This window comes from Acidovorax sp. FW305-C-20-28, from assembly GCF_058783375.1.
This window is the reverse complement of sequence record NZ_JBYSYM010000013.1, coordinates 43041-63186: the sequence shown is the minus strand read 5'-3', so window position 1 is coordinate 63186 and position 20146 is coordinate 43041. Positions and strand designations below refer to the sequence as shown.

Below are 20146 nucleotides of genomic sequence, written 5' to 3'. Positions count from 1 at the left end.
CCCCGACTTCCGAAAGCCTCCACCATGAATGCAAGCACTTCCCCCACCCCGGACGCGGTCGCCCCGGGCCTGGACTGCGATGTCGCCATCGTGGGCGGTGGCCCGGCCGGCCTGATGGCGGCCGAGGTGCTCGCGCAGGCGGGCGTGGCGGTGCACGTGTTCGATGCCATGCCCTCAGTGGGGCGCAAATTCCTTCTGGCCGGCAAGGGGGGGCTCAACCTCACACACTCCGAGCCGCACGAGGCCTTCGCCACCCGCTTTGCCGGCCGCGAGAAGCAGGTCGAACCGCTGCTCGCGGCCTTCGGTGGGCCCGCGATCCGCGACTGGGCCCAAGGCCTGGGCGTGGAGACCTTCGTGGGGACTTCGGGCCGCGTGTTCCCGACCGACATGAAGGCCGCCCCATTGCTGCGCGCCTGGCTGCAGCGACTGCGCGGCCAGGGCGTGCAGTTCCACATGCGCCACCGCTGGCTGGGCTGGGCCGATGCCGGGCAGGGCGGTGCGCTGCGCTTTGCCACGCCGGCGGGCGAGCTGGCCGTACATGCGCGCGCCACGGTGCTGGCGCTGGGCGGCGGCAGCTGGGCGCGCCTGGGCTCCGATGGCGCCTGGGTGCCCCTGCTGGCCGCACGGGGCGTGGCCGTGGCGCCGCTGCGCCCGGCCAACAGCGGCTTTGACGTGCTGCGTGCCGATGCGCCGGCGGGCGAGACGCGGCGCGATTTCCTGCGCGAGCTGATCGGCCGCACGTCGGCGCCGGCCGTGGGCTGGACGGAGCACTTCACCGAGCGCTTCGCCGGTCAGCCGTTCAAGACCGTGGCCCTGGCGTTCACCGACAGCCAGGGCCGCAGCTTCCAGCGCCGCGGCGAGTTCGTGGCCACCGCCACGGGGGTGGAGGGCAGCCTGGTGTACGCTGCCTCGCACCTGCTGCGCGACGAGGTCGAAGCCCATGGCCATGCCACCTTCCATCTCGACCTGCTGCCCGACCACACGCCCGAGCGCGTGCTGGGGGAGGTGCGCCACCCGCGCGGCTCGCGCTCGCTGTCCAGCCACCTCAAAAGCCGCCTGGGGCTCGATGGCATCAAGGCCGGCATGCTCTATGAGCACCTGGGCAAGGACGGCATGGCCGACCCCGTGGCCCTGGCCCATGCCATCAAGGCCCTGCCCGTCACCGTGGTGGCGGCGCGGCCATTGGACGAGGCCATCAGCACGGCTGGGGGCGTCGCCTTCGAGGCGCTGGACGCCCGGCTCATGGCCACGGCGGCCCCGGGCGTGTTCTGCGCGGGCGAGATGCTCGACTGGGAGGCTCCGACCGGCGGCTATCTGCTCACCGCGAGCATGGCCAGCGGCAGGGTGGCGGGTGAGGGAGTGTTGCGTTGGCTGGAGCAGGCCGGCAACCTGTGACCGGGGGCCCCGCCGGGCCGGGAACTCAGAATTTCGAGCGGTAGTACAGCATGGGGCCGCCCTTGCGCGCACGCAGCACCAGGCGCGATCCGCCCTCCAGTTGCACGCCCACGGCGCCGAACTCGGGCGTGAGCCCGCCGGTCTTGGCGGTCGCCCACTGCACCTCCACGCGCGTGCCATACAAGGGCTGCTGCGCCTGCCGGATCAGGCCCAGGGCGTCCGAGGCCTGCGCCCCCTGCGGCGTGCGTGCCCAGGCCGTGACGTCGAGTTGGCGCCCGCTCTCCAGCCGCGACCTCCAGCGCACGCCCAGGTCCAGGCTGGCGGGGGAGGCGGCTTCGGGCGCCAGCGGCAGGGCGCCAGGTGCGGGAGCGCTCAGGCCCAGGGAAAGGCCGAAGCGTGCCGCGGCGTCCGGTGTGAGCCAGCGCGTGAAGTCCAGATACTGGGTGTTGGGGGCGTTGCCGCCGCCTGCGAGGGCCGGGTTGCGCACGGCGTAGTCGCCCAGCTCGGGCAGCACGGCACTGCGGACTTCATAGGCAGAAGCCCACGGTGCGGATTCCTCCTGCAGGCCGGCCATGGCCTCATCGCCGAACGAGGAGGTATCGGCCGCGACCGCCCAGCCGGTTCCGAAGAGGACCAACCCCAGGGTGCACGCGGGCCGTATCCACTGGGATGCCGCGGGGCCTGTTGCTGCGGCCGGACCCTGGCAGTACGCAGCGGTGCCGCGGCGGGTTGGGGACACTTGCACGGTCATGGCGGTGGACATGGCAGCACCCGAAAAAGGGGGAGAAGCGATGCCACAAAGTGTGCGCCTGTGCCGCAGTGGAGGGAAGTGCCGAGCGCCGCAAAACTGTGTCGGACAGCACCGACACGGGCAAAAAAACGGAAATGGGTAAGGGATGCTGCGCGCTGGGCGCATTCCGTGCTGCGCAGGCATGGCAGCAAGAAGAGAAGTTGACGAGCCTTACCCCCGGCACTGACTCCACAGTTAGGGCTGCTTGGTTCCCCACCTGACCCGGTTGGCCGCTTTGCCATGCGGGGAGGCCCGTCAGCCGCCATTGTAGCCGGTGTGGAAGGGGCTGCCGGCGCGGATGGCCTTTTGTCCTTGCCGCGGGCCGCCTTTTTTCATGGCGCTCCCCCAAGCGGGTGATGCCATTCTGGGTGGTTGGATTTTTCTATTGATCTCGATTTTCCATTGTTATAGTGCCTCGCCGGTGCCGCCTGGCGGCACGCGGTCAGGCAACAACGTCACCACCAACGAGGGAGAGAGAAATCATGGGTATTCGACGCTACGGCGTGATCGCATTGCTGGCCACCGCGGCCGTTTTTCTGACCGGTTGCGCCACCAACCGCAGTGAGCTCAAGGTGACGGGGCCTGCAGCCCCCGCTGCCGCTCCCACGGTGACCAAGGCCCGTGCCGTGGTCATCCAGTCCGTCACGGACCAGCGCGTGTTCGAGGAGGCTCCGCGCTCACCCAACGTGCCATCGCTGGGTTTTGGCGGCGCGGCCGCCGCCACCGAAGCCGTCAAGGCCCGCGCTGTGGCCCGCAAGCGCAACACCTACGGCAAGGCCCTGGGCGATGTGCTGGTGCAAGAGGGCCAGACCGTGACCGGCCTGGTGCGGGAGAACCTGGGTAGCGCCTTCCAGCAACTGGGCTACCGCGTGGCCCGGGACGTGGGCAGTGCAGGGCCCGACCCCCTGGTCGTGGACGTGCGCATCCGCAAGCTGTGGTCCTGGGTGAACATGGGTCTCTGGGCCATCACCATGAATGCCGATGTCGAGACCAGCATCCATATCGCAGGCAGCGAGACCGCTGCGACCAGCATCAGCGTGCATGCCGAAGAGTCCCAGGGCGCTGCGACCGATGGGGCCTGGCTGTCGATCGTGCAGAAGGGGTTGAGCGCCTACCGCGAAGAAGCCGTGAAGAAGCTCGGCGCGCCGCCATTCCCCTGATTCCAGGGCATCGGGGCTCATGGGCCGGCAGTGCCACTGCGGGCCGCCACCTGGCGCTGCCAGGCAATGAAGGCCGGGGCCCCCAGCAGTTCCAGCGCCGTGAAGCCGATGAACGGCGCCGGCGGCAGGCCCAGCCAGGCCATCGACAGGGCCCGGCCCACACCGCCGAGGAACACGGCCCCCCAGAGCACGGCGAACAGACGCCCCTCGCGCTCGATCCGCGGCACCAGCGACAGCATGGCCAGCCCGAGCGCAAGCCAGACGCCCCCGAAAAAGCGCAGGTTGCCGTCGAGCAGCGCGTCCCGTGGCAGGCCGCTGGCGTGGTAGAGCGGATCGTCGATTCCCATCATGGTCAGCACGCCGGTGGCCACCGGAATGAGTGCCATCGCCGCGGTGGCGACCTGGAGCAGGCGTCGGGTCATGGATTTATCTTTACATTGTCAAGATGGGTGCATTGTCCGGACTGATCTTGACTGTGTCAAGATCGCGGCCATGACCCCTTTGCAAGCCTCCCGTGCGCCCTACCACCATGGCGACCTGCGCGCCGCCCTGCTGGCCGCCGCCGAGTCTCTGCTGGCTGCAGGGGGCGCGCTCAGCCTGCGCGCCGTGGCCAAGGCGGCAGGTGTCTCGCATGCGGCCCCCTACCACCACTTTGCCAACCTGGATGCCTTGCTGGCGGCCGTGTCTGCGCGGGGTTTTAGTGATCTGGCCGCAGCCATGCGGGGCGCGCAGGCGGGGGAGGGCACGGCGGCCGCCCTGGTCGGGCACTGCACGGCCTATGTGGCGTTTGCGCTGGCACGCCCGGCCGTGTTCCGGCTCATGTTCAGCCCCCTGCTGCAGCACAAGGCCGAGCACCCGGAACTGCAGGCGGCAGCGGACGAAGCCTTCCACGTGCTGCTGCGCGCCGCACGGGCCCATGCCCCCGAGGGCGGTGATGAACTGGCCCTGGCGGGCTGGAGCCTGGCGCACGGGCTGGCCAGCCTGGCCATCGATGGTGCCCTGGCCACGGCACCGGGCGTGGCGGTGCCCCCGGCGCAGCACCTGGCCTCGGTGCTGGCCGCACGCCTGCTCGCCCTGGGGTGAGCGGTGGCTGGCGCGCGCGCTAACCCAGCCGGAACACGCTGACCAGTTGCTCCAGCTTGGCGGCCTGCACATTCAGCGACTCGGCGGCCGAGGCGGCCTGCTCGACCAGCGCGGCGTTCTGCTGGGTGACCTGGTCCATGTTGGAGATGGCCACGTTCACCTGGTCGATGCCCGAGGACTGCTCCTGGCTCGCCGAGGCGATCTCGCTGATGATCTGGGTGACCTGCTGAACGCTCTTGACCACCTCGGTCATGGTGCTGCCGGCCTCGTCCACGAGGCGGGTGCTTTCCCCCACCTTGTTGACCGAGGCGTCGATCAGCTGCTTGATCTCCTTGGCCGCTTCGGCGCTGCGCTGGGCCAGGCCGCGCACCTCGCTGGCCACCACGGCGAAGCCGCGGCCCTGCTCACCTGCGCGCGCGGCTTCGACGGCGGCGTTCAGGGCCAGGATATTGGTCTGGAAGGCGATGCCGTCGATCACGCCGATGATGTCCACGATCTTTTTGGACGAGGTGTTCACCTCGCCCATGGTGCTCACCACCTGGTTCACCACGGTGCCGCCGCGCACGGCCACCTGGGATGCCGTGTTGGCCAGCTGGCTGGCGTGGCGCGCGTTGTCGGCGTTCTGGCGCACGGTGCTGGTCAGCTCCTCCATGGAGGCGGCTGTCTGCTGCAATGAGCTGGCCTGCTGCTCGGTGCGCGCCGAGAGGTCGTTGTTGCCCGCCGCGATCTCGGTCGATGCCGTGGCGATGGACTGCGTGCCCGAGCGCACCTCGCTCACGATGTTGGCGATGCTGGTGCGCATGGCCTGCATGCCATGCAGCAGGCTGGACTGGTCGCCCGGTTGCAGGGCGATGTCCATCGACAAATCGCCCTGGGCCATCTGTTCGGTGATGCGGGCCGCGTAGTCGGGCTCGCCGCCCAGCTGGCGCAGGATGCCGCGCGAGATCAGCATGCCCACGCCCAGCAGCAGCACGGCCAGGGCCACGGCACCCAGGCCGAACTTGACGATGCGCTCGTTGACGGTCGAGGTCACCGTGTCCACGTACACGCCCGAGCCCACCACCCAGCCCCAGGGCGCAAAGCCCTTGACATACGAGGCCTTGAGCACCGGGTCGGTGCTGCCCGGCTTGGGCCACAGGTAGAGCACGAAGCCCGCCTCGCGCGCCTTGACCACGTTCACGAACTCCACGAACAGGCGCATGCCCGTGGGGTCCTTGTTGTCCGTGAGGTCCTTGCCTTCGAGCTCGGGGCGGATCGGGTGCATCACCATCACGGGGTGCATGTCGTTGATCCAGAAGTACTCGTTGCCGCTGTAGCGCATGGCGCGCAGGCTGTCCTTGGCCAGTTGCTGGGCCTCTTTCTCGGGCATCTTGCCGGCCTTGGCCTGGCCATGGAAGTGCACGATGAGGCTGTGCGCCGACTCGACGTTCTGGCGCACGCTGCTCTTTCGCTCCTCCATGATGAGGCTGCGCTCCGAGCCGAGCAGGATGGCGGTGATGAGCGCAATGCCGGCAAGTGCGCAGGCAATCAGAAGGCCCATGCGCCTGGCGATCCCCATGGGCCGCCGCTGGGAGGTATCCACCATATACAGCCACCTTCCGTCGTGCGTTGCTGGCAGGCCGGCTGCGGGCCCGGCCTGCCACGGAGCGTGAATGCGCTCCTGGCCCATGCTAGGCAGGGTGTTGCAGGATGTACAGAGGAACAGCCCGCAGTGTTTTCCCGGGTTGCCAGCCTGGGGTTTTGCGAGGTGTAAGCGGGCGCCGCTCGCGGCGAGCGCTGCGCAGGGGCATGCGCAGACCCCCTTAGAATCAGCCCATGTCCTATCTCGTGCTCGCCCGCAAGTACCGCCCCCGCAATTTCACGGAAATGGTGGGGCAGGAGCATGTCGTGCAGGCGCTCACCAACGCGCTCACCCAGCAGCGCCTGCACCACGCCTACCTGTTCACGGGCACGCGCGGCGTGGGCAAGACCACCGTCTCGCGCATCCTGGCCAAGTCGCTCAACTGCCAGGGGCCCGATGGGAATGGCGGTATCACCGCCACGCCCTGCGGCGTGTGCCAGGCCTGCACCGACATCGACAGCGGCCGTTTCGTCGACTACACCGAGCTCGACGCCGCCTCCAACCGCGGGGTGGACGAGGTGCAGAGCCTGCTCGAGCAGGCCGTCTACAAGCCGGTGCAGGGGCGCTTCAAGGTCTTCATGATCGACGAAGTGCACATGCTCACGAACACGGCCTTCAACGCCATGCTCAAGACGCTGGAGGAGCCGCCCGAGTACCTGAAGTTCGTGCTCGCCACGACCGACCCGCAGAAGGTGCCGGTCACCGTGCTCAGCCGCTGCCTGCAGTTCAACCTGCGGCCCATGGCGCCCGAGACGGTGCTCAGCCACCTGACCCGGGTGCTGGCCGCCGAGAACGTGCCGGCCGAGCCCCAGGCGCTGCGCCTGCTGTCGCGCGCGGCGCGCGGCTCCATGCGCGATGCGCTGTCGCTCACCGACCAGGCCATCGCCTTCGGCAGCGGCCAGTTGCAGGAAGCCGGTGTGCGCCAGATGCTGGGCGCGGTAGACCGCTCCTATGTGTTCCGCCTCATCGAGGCCCTGGCCCTGGGCGACGGCAAGACGGTGGTGGAGACCGCCGATGCACTGCGCATGAACGGCCTGTCCGCCGCCTCCACGCTGGAGGAGATGAGCGCCGTGCTGCAGCGCATGGCTGTGTTCCAGGCCGTGCCGCAGATGGCGGGCGCCATCGATGCCGACGACCCCGAGGCCGCCGAGACCGCACGCCTGTCGGCCGCCATGCCGGCCGACGAGACGCAACTGCTGTACAGCCTGTGCCTGCACGGTCGCGGCGAACTGGGCCTGGCGCCCGATGAATACGCGGCCCTGACCATGGTGCTGCTGCGCCTGCTGGCATTCAAACCCCCGGCCGGAGACGGCCCGGCGGAAAAAAAAACTCTGACGCGCGCTGAGCCGGTCATCCCGGCACCCGCGCCAGCCCAGGTCCAGGCCCCCGCGGCGGCCCCTGTGCCGGTGGCAGCGCCCCTGGCGCCTCCCGCAGTGGCGCCCCGGCCGGCCGCCCCCGTGCCGGTGGCTCCTGCCGTCGTGGAGGCGGTGGCTGCCGTGCCTGCCCTTGCCCCAGCCCCCGTGGCCGATCCTGAACCGGCCCCGGCGCCCGCCCCCGCTGCTGTGCAGCAACCTCGGGAGGCTATGGCGCTGCCGGTGCGTACGCTGGACGACTTCGACCGCCAGCATGGCGGCGGCGATGAGGAAGGCAGCGAGGGCGCGGGCGGTGCCGACAACGGCCAGGCACCCGCGGTGGCCGTGCGGCCTGCTGCGGCCGGGGTGATGTCCATCCCCGTGCGCACCATGTCCGCCGAGCCGGGCGAGCGCCTGCAGCCGACCCCTGCAGGCACCTCCTCGCCCACGGCGGCGCGTCCGCCGTCGGCCCGCTACACGCCCACCGAGGAGGGCGATGTCTGGTACACCACCGTGCAGTCCCTGGTGGCGGCCGAGGCCGTCACCGCCCTGGTGCGCGAGCTGGCCCTGCAGTCGCAGCTGGTGGCGCGCGATGGCGCCCACTGGCTGCTGCGTGTGGAGCGCGAGTCGCTGAACCAGCCCACGGCGCGCGAGCGCCTGCGCAGCGCTTTGGAAGCGGCCGGCCATGCCACGCAGATCAGCGTCGAGGTGGGTGTCGTGATCGACAGCCCTGCGCGCCGCAATGCCGCCGCTGCCGCCGAACGCCAGCGCGTGGCCGAAGAGATCGTGATGAACGACCCCTATGTGCAGACCCTGCTGCGCGACCACGGCGCCAAGATCGTGCCGGGCAGCATCAAGCCTGCGTGAAGCGGCACGGCCGTACAGTCAACCAACAATAAACAACATCCTCCATCCAACCAAGGAACCACCACCATGTTCAACAAAGGACAACTCGCCGGCCTGATGAAGCAGGCCCAGGCCATGCAGGACAACCTCAAGAAGGCCCAGGACGAACTGGCCTTCATCGAGGTGGAGGGCGAGTCCGGCGCCGGCCTCGTGAAGGTGCTCATGACCTGCAAGCACGACGTCAAGCGCATCACCATCGACCCCAGCCTGCTGGCCGAAGACAAGGACATGCTCGAAGACCTGGTGGCTGCCGCTTTCAATGCGGCGGTGCGCAAGGCCGAAGAGACTTCGGCGGAGAAGATGGGCAAGCTCACGGCAGGCATGCCAGGCCTCCCCCCCGGCATGAAATTCCCTTTCTGATGCTGGCTACCGAGCGGCCTCCATGCGTCGTTGGGCGGTGCTCGGAATCCTCACGTACTTCAAGTACGTTCCGGTTCCTGTGTTCCGTCCGCCTAGCCTGAAGACCGCTCGCTACGCCCTTGAGGGTGGGGTATGAAGGCTGGGTTTTTGGCGGCTCGTTTCGCTGCGCTCACTCGCTGTTGCGTACATTAGGCCTATGGCTTCTTCATCGTCTATCAATTCCCTCGATGTCCTGATCCAGGCGCTGCGGCGGCTGCCGGGGGTGGGGGTGAAGTCGGCTTCGCGCATGGCGTTCCATCTGCTGCAGCATGACCGCGAGGGGGCGCAGGCCTTGTCGCGGGCGCTGCAGGATGCGGCGGAATCGGTGCACCACTGCGTGCGCTGCCACACCTTCACCGAGGCCGAGGTCTGCAGCACCTGCCTGGACCCGGAGCGCGATGCCACGCGGCTGTGCGTGGTGGAGACGCCGGCGGACCAGTCGGCGCTGGAGCGCACGGGCGCGTTCAAGGGGCTGTACTTCGTGCTCATGGGGCGGCTCAGCCCGCTCGATGGCATCGGTCCCAAGGAGATCGGTCTGCACAAGCTCATGGACCGGGCCAGCGATGGCACGGTGCAGGAGGTGATCCTGGCGACCAACTTCAATGCCGAGGGCGAGGCGACGGCGCATGTGATCAGCGAGGCGCTCAAGGCCCGGGGCCTGCATGTCACGCGGCTGGCGCGCGGCGTGCCAGTGGGCAGCGAACTGGAGTACGTGGACCTGGGCACCATCGCCCATGCGCTGGTGGACCGGCGCTAAGAACCTGTTCAAGAAGAGGGCGTGCGGCTCTTGCGCGCAGGGGCCGCTTAGAATCCTTCCCCACTATCAAATCAATAGCTTGCCAGGCAAGATGGGCGAGCAATACCAAGAAAGTGCAATTCCAATGAACTCCATGCACATGGCGCGCTTCACTGCGGCCTACTGGTGCGTGCTGGTGGCCGTGCTGCTGCCCATGGCGTGTTCCTACCTGGCCAAGAGCGGCGGGCGGGGCAAGTCGCGCAAGGAAGGGGGCTTCGACAACCGCGACCCGCGCGGCTGGCTGGCCCGGCAGACGGGCTGGCAGGCGCGTGCCAATGCGGCGCAGACCAACAGTTTCGAGGCACTGCCCTTTTTCATCGGCGCCGTGATCATTGCGCACCAGCTCGGTGCCGCGCAGACGCTGCTCGACCTGGCGGCCCTGCTGTGGGTGTTTCTGCGCATCTTCTACATCATGATGTATGTGGCGGACATGCCCACCGTGCGCAGCGCGCTGTGGTCGGGCGCCTTCCTGGTGAACATCGGCATCCTGTTCCTCGGATACCACCGCTGATCGGCGGGGAGCGGGCCCCTGGCGGGCCTGGCCGCATGCCTGTGCGAGGCACCGTTTTCGGGGCACTTTTCGGCCTTGGCAGGTGTCACCTACGTAGTAGTCCTCAGGGGTAGTCCCTGATGCCTGATGGGCCTTGCTGAGGCACGATTGTTGCAGTGCAACAATGGGCTTTTTCGCCTTTCTTTTTCCATGCCACCACCCATGCTCAGCCGCCGCGCATTTGGCGCCGTATCCGCCCTCTCGGCGGCCACGGTGTTCGCGCCTGCCGTGCTGTCGCAGCAGGCTGCCGCTCCAGGGCTGGGCCGTGTCACGGTGGCCGTGGGCGGGCAAAGCGTGCTCTACCACCTGCCGCTGGCGCTGGCCGACCTGCTGGGCTATTTTGAGAGCGAGGGCCTGCAGGTCGTGGTGTCCGACTTTGCCGGCGGCGCCATGGCGCTGCAGGCGGTGCTCAACGGCACGGCCGATGTGGGGTCGGGGGCTTACGAGTACACCATCCGCCAGCAGGTGCGTGGCAACCACCTGCGGGCGATGGCCTTGCATGGCCGCGCGCCGCAGATCGCCATGGGGGTGTCGCGCAAGGCGCTGCCGCGCTATGACGAACTGTCGGACCTGGCGGGCCGGCGCATCGGCGTCTCGGCCCTGAGCTCGTCCACGCACCTCATGGCCGTGCACCTGCTGGCGCGTGCCGGCATGCGCGAGCGCGACGTCAACTTCATCGGTGTGGGCGCGGGCGCGCCGGCCGTGGCGGCGCTGCGTACGGGCCAGGTGCATGCACTGTGCCATGCCGACCCCATCATGACCCTGCTCGAACAGAAGATGGACGTGCACATCGTGGGCGACATGCGCACCCTGAAGGGGGCGCATGAGCTGTTTGGCGGCAACATGCCTGCAGGCTGCCTGTACGCCCCCCAGGCCTTCGTCCAAAAGCAGCCGGCGCAGGTGCAGGCGCTCACCAATGCCATCGTGCATGCGCTCAAATGGCTGCAGACCGCGGCGCCGGCCGATCTGATCAAGCTGGTGCCGCCGAGCTACCTGCTGGGCGACCGGGGCCTGTACCTGGCCGCATTCAGCCGTGTGCGCGAGACCTTCTCGCCCAACGGCCTGATGCCCGACGACGGGCCCGCCACCGCACTGCGCGTGCTGGGCCGCACCGGCTCCGACGTGGCGGGCGCCAAGGTCGATCTGGCCCGCACCTTCAGCAACGAGTGGGTGCGCAAGGCACGCCTGAGATACAACGTCTGAGCCTGCGCAGCGCGCCGAGGGGCGGGTGGCACGATTGTCCGAAAAATGCGCTTTCGGGTCGGGAAGATGGCTTACATTGGCCGGCGCTCCGGATGCGTAACCTCCGGATACCCAACCCCAGCCAACAAGGACTGCCTCACCATGTCGTTCACCCTCAGCATCGGCCCGCTCGTCTCCCTGATTGCGGGCATCCTCATCCTCGTCATGCCACGCCTGCTCAGCACCATCGTGGCGATCTACCTCATCGTCATGGGCGTGCTAGGACTGATGGGCATGCACTCGCTTAAGCTTTAAACGGAGTCGCTGAGAAAACCTCCCTGGCGTCGTTGCTCCGTCTTGCCGTACTTTCAGTACTGTCTGCGACGGAGCGCCTAGCCAGGAAGCTTTTTCAGCAACTCTTGAGCGCGGGGTCTGGGCGCGTAAGGCGCGGACTATCACCCGCGAGGCTTTAGCGTTTCTTGACTTTGGACGGCGTACCGCCGCGCTTGGCGGGGGCTGAGGGTGGTGCCTTGGCCGCGCTTTGTTTGCCGCGGGCCTGCACCACGTTGCGTACGTTCGATGAACGCACCTGGGTGGTGGCTGCCGCCACGGCGGCACGCACCGGCAGGTAGACCACGATCTGCTGGCCCAGCTTGAACGCGGCGCTGGCCTTCACGTCGTTCCAGTCGGCCACGTTGCTGGCGCTCAGGTTGTAGCGCTTGGCCACGCTGGCCACAGTTTCGCCCTTGCGGGCGCGCACCGTGGTGCGGCGGGTCACGATCTCGGGGGCGAAGGCCAACTGGCCGTTGTCCGCCAGGTGCGAAGACACGTCCTCGCGCGTGGTCACCGAGCGCGGCACCATCAGCGCCGAGCCCGCCTTGATGAGCATGCGCGGCGGGATGTTGTTCATGCTGCGCAGGTCGGCCTCGCTCATGCCGGTGCGCTGGGCTGCGTCGGCCACCGTCATGGTGGTGGGCACGGACCACACGGTCCAGCTGGCGTACTGGCCTTCGCGGCGCGCTTCGAGGTTGCGCTGGAAGACCTTGGCGTTGTCCCAGGGCAGCAGGATCTGCGGCGTGCCGGCCGCCAGGATCACCGGGCGCTTGTACGAGGGGTTGAGCGCGCGGAAATCGTCCTCGCGGATGCCCGACAGGCTGGCCACCAGCGCCACGTCGATGTCGTGGGTGATGTCCACCGTCTGGAAGTAGGGGTGGTTCTCGATCAGCGGCAGCTCGGTCTTGAAGGCATCGGGGTTGGCCACGATGTTCTTCACCGCCTGCAGCTTGGGCACGTACAGCCGGGTTTCGGCCGGCATGTTCAGGTCGGTGTAGCCCGTGCCCAGGCCTGCCTTCTGGTTCTTTGCAATGGCGCGGCCCACGCTGCCTTCGCCCCAGTTGTAGGCGGCCAGGGCCAGGTGCCAGTCGCCGAACATGCCGTAGAGCTTTTGCAGGTAGTCGAGCGCCGCGCGGGTCGAGGCCAGCACGTCGCGCCGGTCATCGCGAAAGGCGTTCTGCTTGAGGTCGAAATAACTGCCCGTGGCCGGCATGAACTGCCACATGCCCGCCGCCTTGGCGCTGGAGACGGCCTGCGGGTTGAACGCGCTCTCGATGTAGGGCAGCAGCGCCAGCTCGGTGGGCATGCCGCGGCGCTCCAGCTCCTCGACGATGTGGAACAGGTACTTGCTCGAGCGCTCCGTCATGCGCTGGATGTAGTCGGGGCGCGTGGCATACCACTGCTCGCGGTCCTGCACCAGCTCGTGCTGCAGGTCGGGCATGGCAAAGCCGCGGCGTATGCGGTCCCACAGGTCGGCCGGGGCCGACAGCGAGGCCACGCCGCCGCCGTTGAAGGCGTTCACCGCCATGATGGGCTGCAGCGGCCCATTGGGGATGAGTGGCGTGTGCGCGGGGCGGGCAGGGGTCTTGTTGTTGGTGGGGATGGCGGGGCCGTCGGATGCGCCGCCCGCCACGGTGGTGTCGGTTCCGGTGGTGGCGCAGCCAGTCAGCCAGAGCATGCCAGCCAGGCATGCGATGTGCACAATTTTCATCGAAACTCGTTCTTCCATTGGCGCAGGGCAGCCAGCACTGCCACCGCGTCGTGTTGATCGGTCTGCTGGTGGAACCGCTGGGCCGCCTGGCGCACCCCGGACTCGCGCACGCGCAGAAAGGGGTTCACCGCGCGCTCCTGCGCAATGGTCGACGGCAAGGTGGGCTCGTTGCGTGCCCGCTGTGCCTCGCACCAGCCGAGGTAGTGGACCAGATCCTGGTTGCCGGGTTCCACCGCGCGCGCGAATTTCAGGTTCGATAGTGTGTATTCGTGCGCACAGCACACCCGCGTGTTGCCGGGCAGGGCGGCCAGCTGGTCGAGCGAATCGAGCATCTGCGCCGGTGTGCCCTCGAACAGCCGCCCGCAGCCGGCCGAGAACAGGGTGTCGCCGCAGAACAGCGCTGGCGTGCCGTCGCCCAGGTCTGCGCAGTAGAAGGCAATGTGCCCTGCCGTATGGCCCGGCACGTCCAGCACCGTGAAGTGCAGGCCCGCCACATCCACCGTGTCACCGGCGGACAGGCGCACCAGCGGCTCGGGGATCTTCTCGCGCGCCGGGCCGTACACCGTGGCCCCGGTGGCCTCGCGCAGCACGTCCACCCCACCCACGTGGTCGTTGTGGTGGTGCGTGACTAGAATGGCCTGCAATCGCAGTCCCTGGTCGTGCAAAGCCTTCTGAACCGGTGCGGGATCTCCCGGGTCCACGACAATGGCCTGGCGTGCGTCGTGCAGCATCCAGATGTAGTTGTCGGCAAAGGCGGGCAGCGGTAGCAGGTTCATGAGCGATCAAATTATAGGTTTGCACCATTGGTTCGATTCCCCGCCCGGCCGTTACCTGCTGGCCTGGGAGCAGAACCGCCTGGACGAGGCGGTGGCCGACCTCTTTGGCTACCACGCCGTGCAGCTGGGCATGCCGCTGCTGGACGGCCTGCGCACCAACCGCATGCCCAACCAGTGGCTGGTGCTCGGCCAGGAGGCCGCGGACGCCGAAGGCCCGCCCCCGGACGCCAGCCTGCGCGAGGATGGCTCGCCCCGCCAGGGCATTGCGCTGCTGGCCGAACCTGTGGCATTGCCCTTTGCCGAAGCCAGCCTCGACCTGGTGGTGCTGCCCCACACGCTGGAGCTGAGCATCGACCCCCACACCGCGCTGCGCGAGGTGGAACGCGTGCTGGTGCCCGAGGGGCGCGTGGTCATCAGCGGCCTCAACCCCATGAGCCTGTGGGGCCTGCGCCAGCGCCGCGCACGGCTGTACCAGCGTTTTGGCCGCGGCAGCCTCTACCTGCCCGACGTGGGCGAATTCATCGGCTACCGCCGCCTGCGCGACTGGCTGCGGCTGCTCAGCTTCGAGGTGGAGTCGGCGCAGTTCGGCTGCTACCGCCCGGCGGTGCGCAGCAGCCAGTGGATCGAGCGCTTTGGCTGGATGGACCCGCTGGGCGAGCGCTGGTGGCCCATCTTCGGCGCGGGCTACTTCATCGTGGCCGTCAAGCGCGTGCATGGCATGCGCCTGCTCGGCCCGGCATGGCGCACGGCGAAGCAGCGCAACGCCGCCACCGTGCCGGTGGCCCACCGCACACCCTCGCCCCCCGGTACGGCCCATCGGCGGTGAGGCCGCGCTCGCGCCTTTAGACTCCTGGGTAGTGAAGAACAGGAATCGATCTTGAACGAAGTAGTCATTTACACCGATGGCGCCTGCAAGGGCAACCCCGGCCCGGGCGGCTGGGGCGTGCTGCTGCGCGCGGGCACGTCGGAGAAGGAATTGTTCGGCGGCGAGCTGGGCACCACCAACAACCGCATGGAGCTGCTGGCCGTGATCGAGGCGCTGGCCGCCCTGAAGCGCCCCTGCGCCGTCACCCTGTACCTGGACAGCGAGTACGTGCGCAAGGGCATCACCGAATGGATCCACGGCTGGAAGGCCCGGGGCTGGCGCACCGCCACCAAGGCCCCGGTGAAGAATGTGGAGCTATGGCAGCGCCTGGATGCGCTGGTCGCCAATGGCGGCCACCGCATCGACTGGCGCTGGGTCAAGGGCCATTCGGGCGACCCCGGCAACGAGCGCGCCGACCAACTGGCCAACAAGGGCGTGGACAAGGCCCTGGGCAGGATCTAAGCCTGCCAGGCGGGCGGCCAAGGGTTTACCAGCAGCCATCTGTCTCCAAAGCCCCACCGCTGAAATCGCCGGAAGCTGCGGTTTTGGACACACACTGATACATTGGTGGATGGCCCGCAATCCCGGGCCGTCCCACCGATTTCACTGCTGTTGCTGATCCATCCATGGCGTCCAAAACCCGATATCTCGTTGTTGCTGTCGTCGGCATCGCTGCTGCCTCGGGGGCCGCATGGTGGCTTCAGCGCCCGGCCGCGCCGGCGAAGACGGACGCTGCCACTGCACCTGCGGGTGATAGCGGGCCTGCGGGCGGCGCGCGGGGGGCGGGCGGGCAGGGCGGCGCCGGCCGGGTGGTGGCCGTGGAGGCCACGCCGGTGCGCCAGATGGCCTTGCGCGACGACGCCGAGGCCGTGGGCAGCCTGCGCTCGCGCCGCAGCGTGGTGCTGCGCCCCGAGGTCAGCGGGCGCATCACGGCGCTCCATTTCACTGATGGCCAGCGCGTGCGCCAGGGCCAGGTGCTGGTGCAGTTCGACGACCAGTTGCCCCGCGCCCAGGTGCAGCAAAGCCAGGCCGAGCTGTCCATTGCCCAGGCCAACCACAAGCGCAACCAGGAGCTGGTGGCCCAGGGTTTCATCAGCCAGCGCTCGGTCGATGAGAGTGCGGCCAACCTCGAGGTCGCGCAGGCCAAGCTCGCGCTGGCCCAGGCGACGGCCTCGCGCCTGCGCATCCTGGCGCCGTTCGACGGCATTGCCGGTATCCGCGGCGTGAACGTGGGCGACTACCTCAAGGACGGCGCCGACATCGTCAACGTGGAAGACCTCGACGCCGTGTACGTGGACTTCCGCCTGCCCGAGCGCCTGCAGGGCAAGGTGCGCACTGGACAGACAGCGCGCGTGGCCTTCGATGCGCTGCCCGGCGTGCGCTATGCGGCCGTCGTCCAGGCCATCAACCCGCAGATCGACGCCGATGGCCGCGCCGTGGCCGTGCGCGGCTGCATCGACAACCGCCGCCTGCAGCTGCGCCCCGGCATGTTCGCGCGCGTGACCACGGTGTTCTCCGAGCGTGCCAACGCGCGCGTGGTGCCCGAGGAGGCCATCGTGCCCGAGGGCAGCAACGCCTTTGTCTTCAAGGTGGTCGACGGCAAGGAGCCCGGCACCCGCGTGAGCCAGCGCACTGCCGTGAAGCTGGGCGCGCGTGCCCCCGGCCTCGTCGAGGTGGTGGATGGCCTCGCCGCCGATGACCTGGTCGTCACCGCCGGCCAGCAGCGCATCCAGCGCGACGGCACGGCCGTGCGCGTGGTGGTGCTGGGCCAGCCCGAGACTGGCAAGGCCAAGGGCAGCGCCGGGCCCGCCCGGGCGGCATCGGGCGCGGCCAGTGCAGCCGATGCCCCCGCGTCGGCCGCACCGGCGGCGCCCGCAGCCGCCCCCGCGCCGGCCCCCGTGGTGGTGGCTGCCGCCCCCCAGCCCACGCTGGTCGAGCCGCTGCCCGGCCCCAACCCCTGCCAGGCCGCAGTGGCCACCCCGGGCCGTCCGGCCCCTGCCGCTGCCGCCGCACGCCAGCCCGCCTGAGCGACCTGGCACCCTTTCACCGCACCCTGCTGGGCGACCGCCATGCAACTCGCTGAACTCTCGATCCGCCGGCCGGTGTTTGCCACCGTGCTGTCGCTGCTGGTGCTGCTGATCGGCGCCGTGAGCTTCACGCGCCTGTCGGTGCGCGAATACCCCAAGATCGACGAGCCCGTGGTCACCGTGAGCGTGCGCTACGCGGGGGCCTCGGCCGAGGTGATCGAGTCGCAGGTCACCAAGCCGCTCGAAGACTCGATCGCCGGCATCGACGCGGTGGACGTGATCACCTCCATCAGCCGCGCCGAGCAAAGCCAGATCAGCGTGCGCTTTCGCCTGGAGAAGGACGCCGACAACGCCGCCGCCGAGGTGCGCGACCGCACGGCCCGCGTGCGCAACCGCCTGCCCGATGCCGTGGACGAGCCCGTGATCGCCAAGGTCGAGGCCGACGCCTCGCCCGTGATGTGGCTGGCCTTCAGCAGCGACACGCGCACCCCGCTGGAGATCAACGACTTGCTCAACCGCATCGTCAAGCCGCGCCTGCAGACCGTGACCGGCGTGGCCGACGTGCCCATCTACGGTGAGCGCCGCTATGCCATGCGCGTGTGGCTCGACCCCGAGCGCATGGCCGGCTACCGCCTCACCACACAGGACGTGGAAGACGCCATCCGCCGCAACAACCTGGAGCTGCCCGCCGGCCGCATCGAGTCGCAGCAGCGCGAGTTCAGCGTCACCTCGCAGACCGACCTGGCCAGCCCCGCGCAGTTCGCGAACGTGGTGATCCGCACCGTCAACGGCTTTCCGGTGCGCATCCGCGACGTGGCGCGCGTGGAGGAGGGCGCCGCCAGCGACCGCAGCCGCGTGCGCCTGAACGGGCGCGAGGCCATCTCCCTGGGCGTGATCCGCCAGGCCACGGCCAACCCGCTGGAGCTGTCTGCCGGCGTGCGCGCCATGCTGCCCACGCTCAAGGCCGACCTGCCGCCCGACATCGCCATCGACATCGCCAACGACAACTCGCTGTTCATCGACCGCTCGGTGAAAAGCGTCTACACCACCATTGCCGAGGCCGTGGTGCTGGTGGCCCTGGTGATCTTCGTTTTTCTGCGCACGGCGCGCGCCTCCATCATCCCCATCGTCACCATCCCCGTGAGCTTGGTGGGCAGCTTCGCGCTGATGTCGCTGGCGGGCTTCTCGATCAACACGCTCACCCTGCTGGCCCTGGTGTTGGCCATCGGCCTGGTGGTGGACGACGCCATCGTGATGCTGGAGAACATCTACCGCCACATCGAGGAGGGGCTCGACCCGTTTTCGGCCGCCATCAAGGGCGCACGCGAAATCGGCTTTGCCATCGTCGCCATGACGCTGACCCTGGTGGCCGTGTACGCGCCGCTGGCCTTCACGCCGGGCCGCACGGGGCGGCTGTTCGTCGAATTCGCGCTGGCGCTGGCCGGTGCCGTGGTGGTCTCTGGTTTCGTGGCGCTCACGCTGTCGCCCATGATGTGCTCGCTGCTGCTCAAGCACAACCCCCAACCAAACTGGTTCGACCGCTCCATGGAGCGCTGGCTCACGGCCCTGTCGGACGCCTATGGTCGCCTGCTGCGCTGGGTCGTCACTGCGCGCTGGGGTGGCCGCACCGGTGGTGGCGTGCGCGGCGCACTGTTCCAGGCGCGCTGGCTGGTGGTTCTGGCCATGGTGGCCAGCGGCGCTGCGCTGGTGCTGGTCTACCCCGGCATGCGCCAGGAGCTCTCACCGCTGGAAGACCGCGGCACCATCCTGGTCAACGTCACCGCGCCCGACGGCGCCACGCTGGAATACACCAACCGCTATGCGCTGGAGCTCGAAAAGGTGGGCCGCGACTATCCCGAGTTCGACCGCATCTTCGCCAACATCGGCAACCCCACGGTGGCGCAGGGCAGTGTGATTTACCGCACGGTGGACTGGGAGAACCGCTCGCGCAGCACCCTCAACATGGTGCGCGAGCTGCAGCCCAAGGTGGTGGGCCTGCCGGGCGTGAATGCCTTCCTGATCACGCCGCCCTCGCTGGGCCAGCCGTTCCGCGCGCGCCCGCTGACCTATGTGATCCAGACCTCCGACAGCTACGAGAACCTCAACGCCGTGTCCAACGCCATGATGGCCGAGATCGCCAAGAACCCCGGCATCATCTCCCCCGAGGCCGACCTGCGCCTGAACAAGCCCGAGCTGCGCATCGCGGTCAACCGCGACCGCGCCGCCGACCTGGGCGTGAGCGTGGACGTGGTGGCCCGGGCCATCGAGACCATGCTGGGCGGACGCACCGTCACGCGCTACAAACGCGACTCGGAGCAGTACGACGTGATCGTGCAGACCCAGGCCAGCGGCCGCACCACGCCCGAGAACATCGACAGCATCTATGTGCGCGGCCGCAACGACGCGATGATCCCGCTCTCGAGCCTGGTCAACGTCAAGGAAAGCGTGAGCCCGCGCGAGCTCAACCACTTCGGCCAGCGCCGATCGGTCACCATCACGGCCAACCTGTCGCCCGAGTACTCGCTGGGCGAGGCCCTGGCCTTCATGGACGCCACGGCCGCCAAGGTGCTCAAGCCCGGCTACACCACCGATTTGAACGGCACCTCGCGCGAATTCCGCAGCTCGCAAGGGGCGCTGGGCATCGTCTTCCTGCTGGCGCTGGTGTTCATCTTCCTGGTGCTGGCGGCGCAGTTCGAGAGCTTCATCGACCCGCTGGTGATCATGGTCTCGGTGCCACTGTCCATGATCGGTGCGCTGCTGGCGCTCAAGTGGAGCGGGGGCTCGCTCAACGTGTATTCGCAGATCGGCCTGATCACGCTGGTGGGGCTGATCACCAAGCACGGCATCCTGATCGTGGAGTTCACCAACCAGCTGCGCGAGCAGGGCCTGGAGATGGTGGATGCGCTCGTCAAGGCCTCGGCCCAGCGCCTGCGCCCCATCCTCATGACCACGGGCGCCATGGTGCTCGGCGCCATTCCGCTGGCCCTGGCCACGGGCGCCGGGGCCGAGACGCGTTCGCAGATCGGCTGGGTCATCGTGGGCGGCATGTCGCTGGGCACGCTGCTCACCATCTTCGTCGTGCCCACCATGTACACCCTGTTCGCGCGCAAGGCCGTGCCGGGCGCCAACACCGCCGTGGCCGCGGAGCAACCGGCCGAGCCGCTGCATCCGCCGCACGACTACGTGGCGAAGTAGGCCGG

Annotated in this window: 18 protein-coding genes and 1 other RNA gene; 13 read left to right on the top strand and 6 right to left on the bottom strand. The window is 68.7% G+C overall.

Annotated features, from left to right (window positions below):
- The first annotated feature begins 24 nt into the window (after positions 1-24).
- Positions 25-1395, top strand: a complete 1371-nt coding sequence (locus tag AC3WOH_RS16255) for a TIGR03862 family flavoprotein (RefSeq protein ID WP_492230334.1) — start codon at positions 25-27, stop codon at positions 1393-1395.
- A 25-nt stretch (positions 1396-1420) separates the two neighbouring features.
- Here the strand turns inward: AC3WOH_RS16255 and AC3WOH_RS16250 are convergent, their stop codons facing one another.
- Both AC3WOH_RS16250 and ffs read right to left on the bottom strand, forming a co-directional pair.
- The gene (locus AC3WOH_RS16250; RefSeq protein ID WP_492230333.1) at positions 1421-2158 is read right to left on the bottom strand and encodes a hypothetical protein; all 738 of its coding nucleotides are present in this window, start codon (positions 2156-2158) and stop codon (positions 1421-1423) included.
- A gap of 187 nt (positions 2159-2345) precedes the next feature.
- Positions 2346-2442: signal recognition particle sRNA small type (ffs, locus tag AC3WOH_RS16245), an RNA gene on the bottom strand.
- Between the two features lie 225 nt (positions 2443-2667).
- On the opposite strand from ffs, the gene AC3WOH_RS16240 reads away from it, so the two are divergent.
- Positions 2668-3345 (top strand): hypothetical protein, encoded by a 678-nt coding sequence (locus AC3WOH_RS16240; RefSeq protein WP_492230332.1) that lies wholly within the window; start codon positions 2668-2670, stop codon positions 3343-3345.
- A 17-nt stretch (positions 3346-3362) separates the two neighbouring features.
- Here AC3WOH_RS16240 and AC3WOH_RS16235 read toward each other — a convergent pair whose 3' ends face one another.
- On the bottom strand, positions 3363-3767 hold the full coding sequence (locus AC3WOH_RS16235; protein ID WP_492230330.1) for a DUF4345 domain-containing protein: 405 nt from the start codon (positions 3765-3767) through the stop codon (positions 3363-3365).
- Between the two features lie 70 nt (positions 3768-3837).
- On the opposite strand from AC3WOH_RS16235, the gene AC3WOH_RS16230 reads away from it, so the two are divergent.
- Complete coding sequence (locus AC3WOH_RS16230) at positions 3838-4428, top strand: TetR/AcrR family transcriptional regulator (RefSeq protein ID WP_492230328.1); 591 nt, start codon at positions 3838-3840, stop codon at positions 4426-4428.
- A 19-nt stretch (positions 4429-4447) separates the two neighbouring features.
- Here the strand turns inward: AC3WOH_RS16230 and AC3WOH_RS16225 are convergent, their stop codons facing one another.
- Positions 4448-6013 carry a methyl-accepting chemotaxis protein gene (locus AC3WOH_RS16225; RefSeq protein ID WP_492230326.1) on the bottom strand — a complete coding sequence of 522 codons (1566 nt, stop codon included), beginning with the start codon at positions 6011-6013 and terminating at the stop codon, positions 4448-4450.
- A gap of 230 nt (positions 6014-6243) precedes the next feature.
- Here AC3WOH_RS16225 and dnaX point away from each other — a divergent pair, with 230 nt between their 5' ends.
- The 6 genes from dnaX to AC3WOH_RS16195 all read left to right on the top strand — a co-directional run bounded on the left by dnaX (position 6244) and on the right by AC3WOH_RS16195 (position 11549).
- Entirely contained in the window at positions 6244-8268 is a 2025-nt protein-coding gene (dnaX, locus tag AC3WOH_RS16220; RefSeq protein WP_492230325.1) for a DNA polymerase III subunit gamma/tau, read from the top strand.
- A gap of 66 nt (positions 8269-8334) precedes the next feature.
- Positions 8335-8667 carry a YbaB/EbfC family nucleoid-associated protein gene (locus tag AC3WOH_RS16215; RefSeq protein ID WP_184862400.1) on the top strand — a complete coding sequence of 111 codons (333 nt, stop codon included), beginning with the start codon at positions 8335-8337 and terminating at the stop codon, positions 8665-8667.
- Positions 8668-8863: 196 nt separating this feature from the next.
- Positions 8864-9463, top strand: coding sequence for a recombination mediator RecR (gene recR / locus AC3WOH_RS16210; RefSeq protein WP_492230323.1), 600 nt, complete (start codon positions 8864-8866; stop codon positions 9461-9463).
- Positions 9464-9587: 124 nt separating this feature from the next.
- The gene (locus AC3WOH_RS16205; protein ID WP_492230321.1) at positions 9588-10013 is read left to right on the top strand and encodes an MAPEG family protein; all 426 of its coding nucleotides are present in this window, start codon (positions 9588-9590) and stop codon (positions 10011-10013) included.
- Positions 10014-10202: 189 nt separating this feature from the next.
- The gene (locus AC3WOH_RS16200) at positions 10203-11255 is read left to right on the top strand and encodes an ABC transporter substrate-binding protein (protein WP_492230319.1); all 1053 of its coding nucleotides are present in this window, start codon (positions 10203-10205) and stop codon (positions 11253-11255) included.
- 141 nt (positions 11256-11396) lie between these two features.
- Positions 11397-11549 (top strand): DUF3096 domain-containing protein, encoded by a 153-nt coding sequence (locus AC3WOH_RS16195; RefSeq protein ID WP_145698004.1) that lies wholly within the window; start codon positions 11397-11399, stop codon positions 11547-11549.
- A 154-nt stretch (positions 11550-11703) separates the two neighbouring features.
- Here AC3WOH_RS16195 and AC3WOH_RS16190 read toward each other — a convergent pair whose 3' ends face one another.
- On the bottom strand, positions 11704-13278 hold the full coding sequence (locus AC3WOH_RS16190; protein WP_492230317.1) for a transglycosylase SLT domain-containing protein: 1575 nt from the start codon (positions 13276-13278) through the stop codon (positions 11704-11706).
- Positions 13275-14054, bottom strand: coding sequence for a hydroxyacylglutathione hydrolase (gene gloB / locus AC3WOH_RS16185; protein WP_492230315.1), 780 nt, complete (start codon positions 14052-14054; stop codon positions 13275-13277). The genes AC3WOH_RS16190 and gloB overlap by 4 nt, the downstream gene beginning before the upstream one ends.
- Between gloB and AC3WOH_RS16180 the strand changes: the two genes are divergently transcribed.
- From AC3WOH_RS16180 to AC3WOH_RS16165, 4 genes are all read left to right on the top strand, one after another.
- Positions 14053-14880, top strand: a complete 828-nt coding sequence (locus AC3WOH_RS16180) for a class I SAM-dependent methyltransferase (protein WP_492230313.1) — start codon at positions 14053-14055, stop codon at positions 14878-14880. The genes gloB and AC3WOH_RS16180 overlap by 2 nt on opposite strands.
- Before the next feature lie 51 nt (positions 14881-14931).
- Complete coding sequence (rnhA, locus tag AC3WOH_RS16175; RefSeq protein WP_492230311.1) at positions 14932-15381, top strand: ribonuclease HI; 450 nt, start codon at positions 14932-14934, stop codon at positions 15379-15381.
- A 164-nt stretch (positions 15382-15545) separates the two neighbouring features.
- Positions 15546-16946, top strand: a complete 1401-nt coding sequence (locus AC3WOH_RS16170; RefSeq protein ID WP_492230310.1) for an efflux RND transporter periplasmic adaptor subunit — start codon at positions 15546-15548, stop codon at positions 16944-16946.
- A 42-nt stretch (positions 16947-16988) separates the two neighbouring features.
- Positions 16989-20141 carry an efflux RND transporter permease subunit gene (locus AC3WOH_RS16165; protein ID WP_492230308.1) on the top strand — a complete coding sequence of 1051 codons (3153 nt, stop codon included), beginning with the start codon at positions 16989-16991 and terminating at the stop codon, positions 20139-20141.
- The last annotated feature ends 5 nt before the right edge of the window (positions 20142-20146 follow it).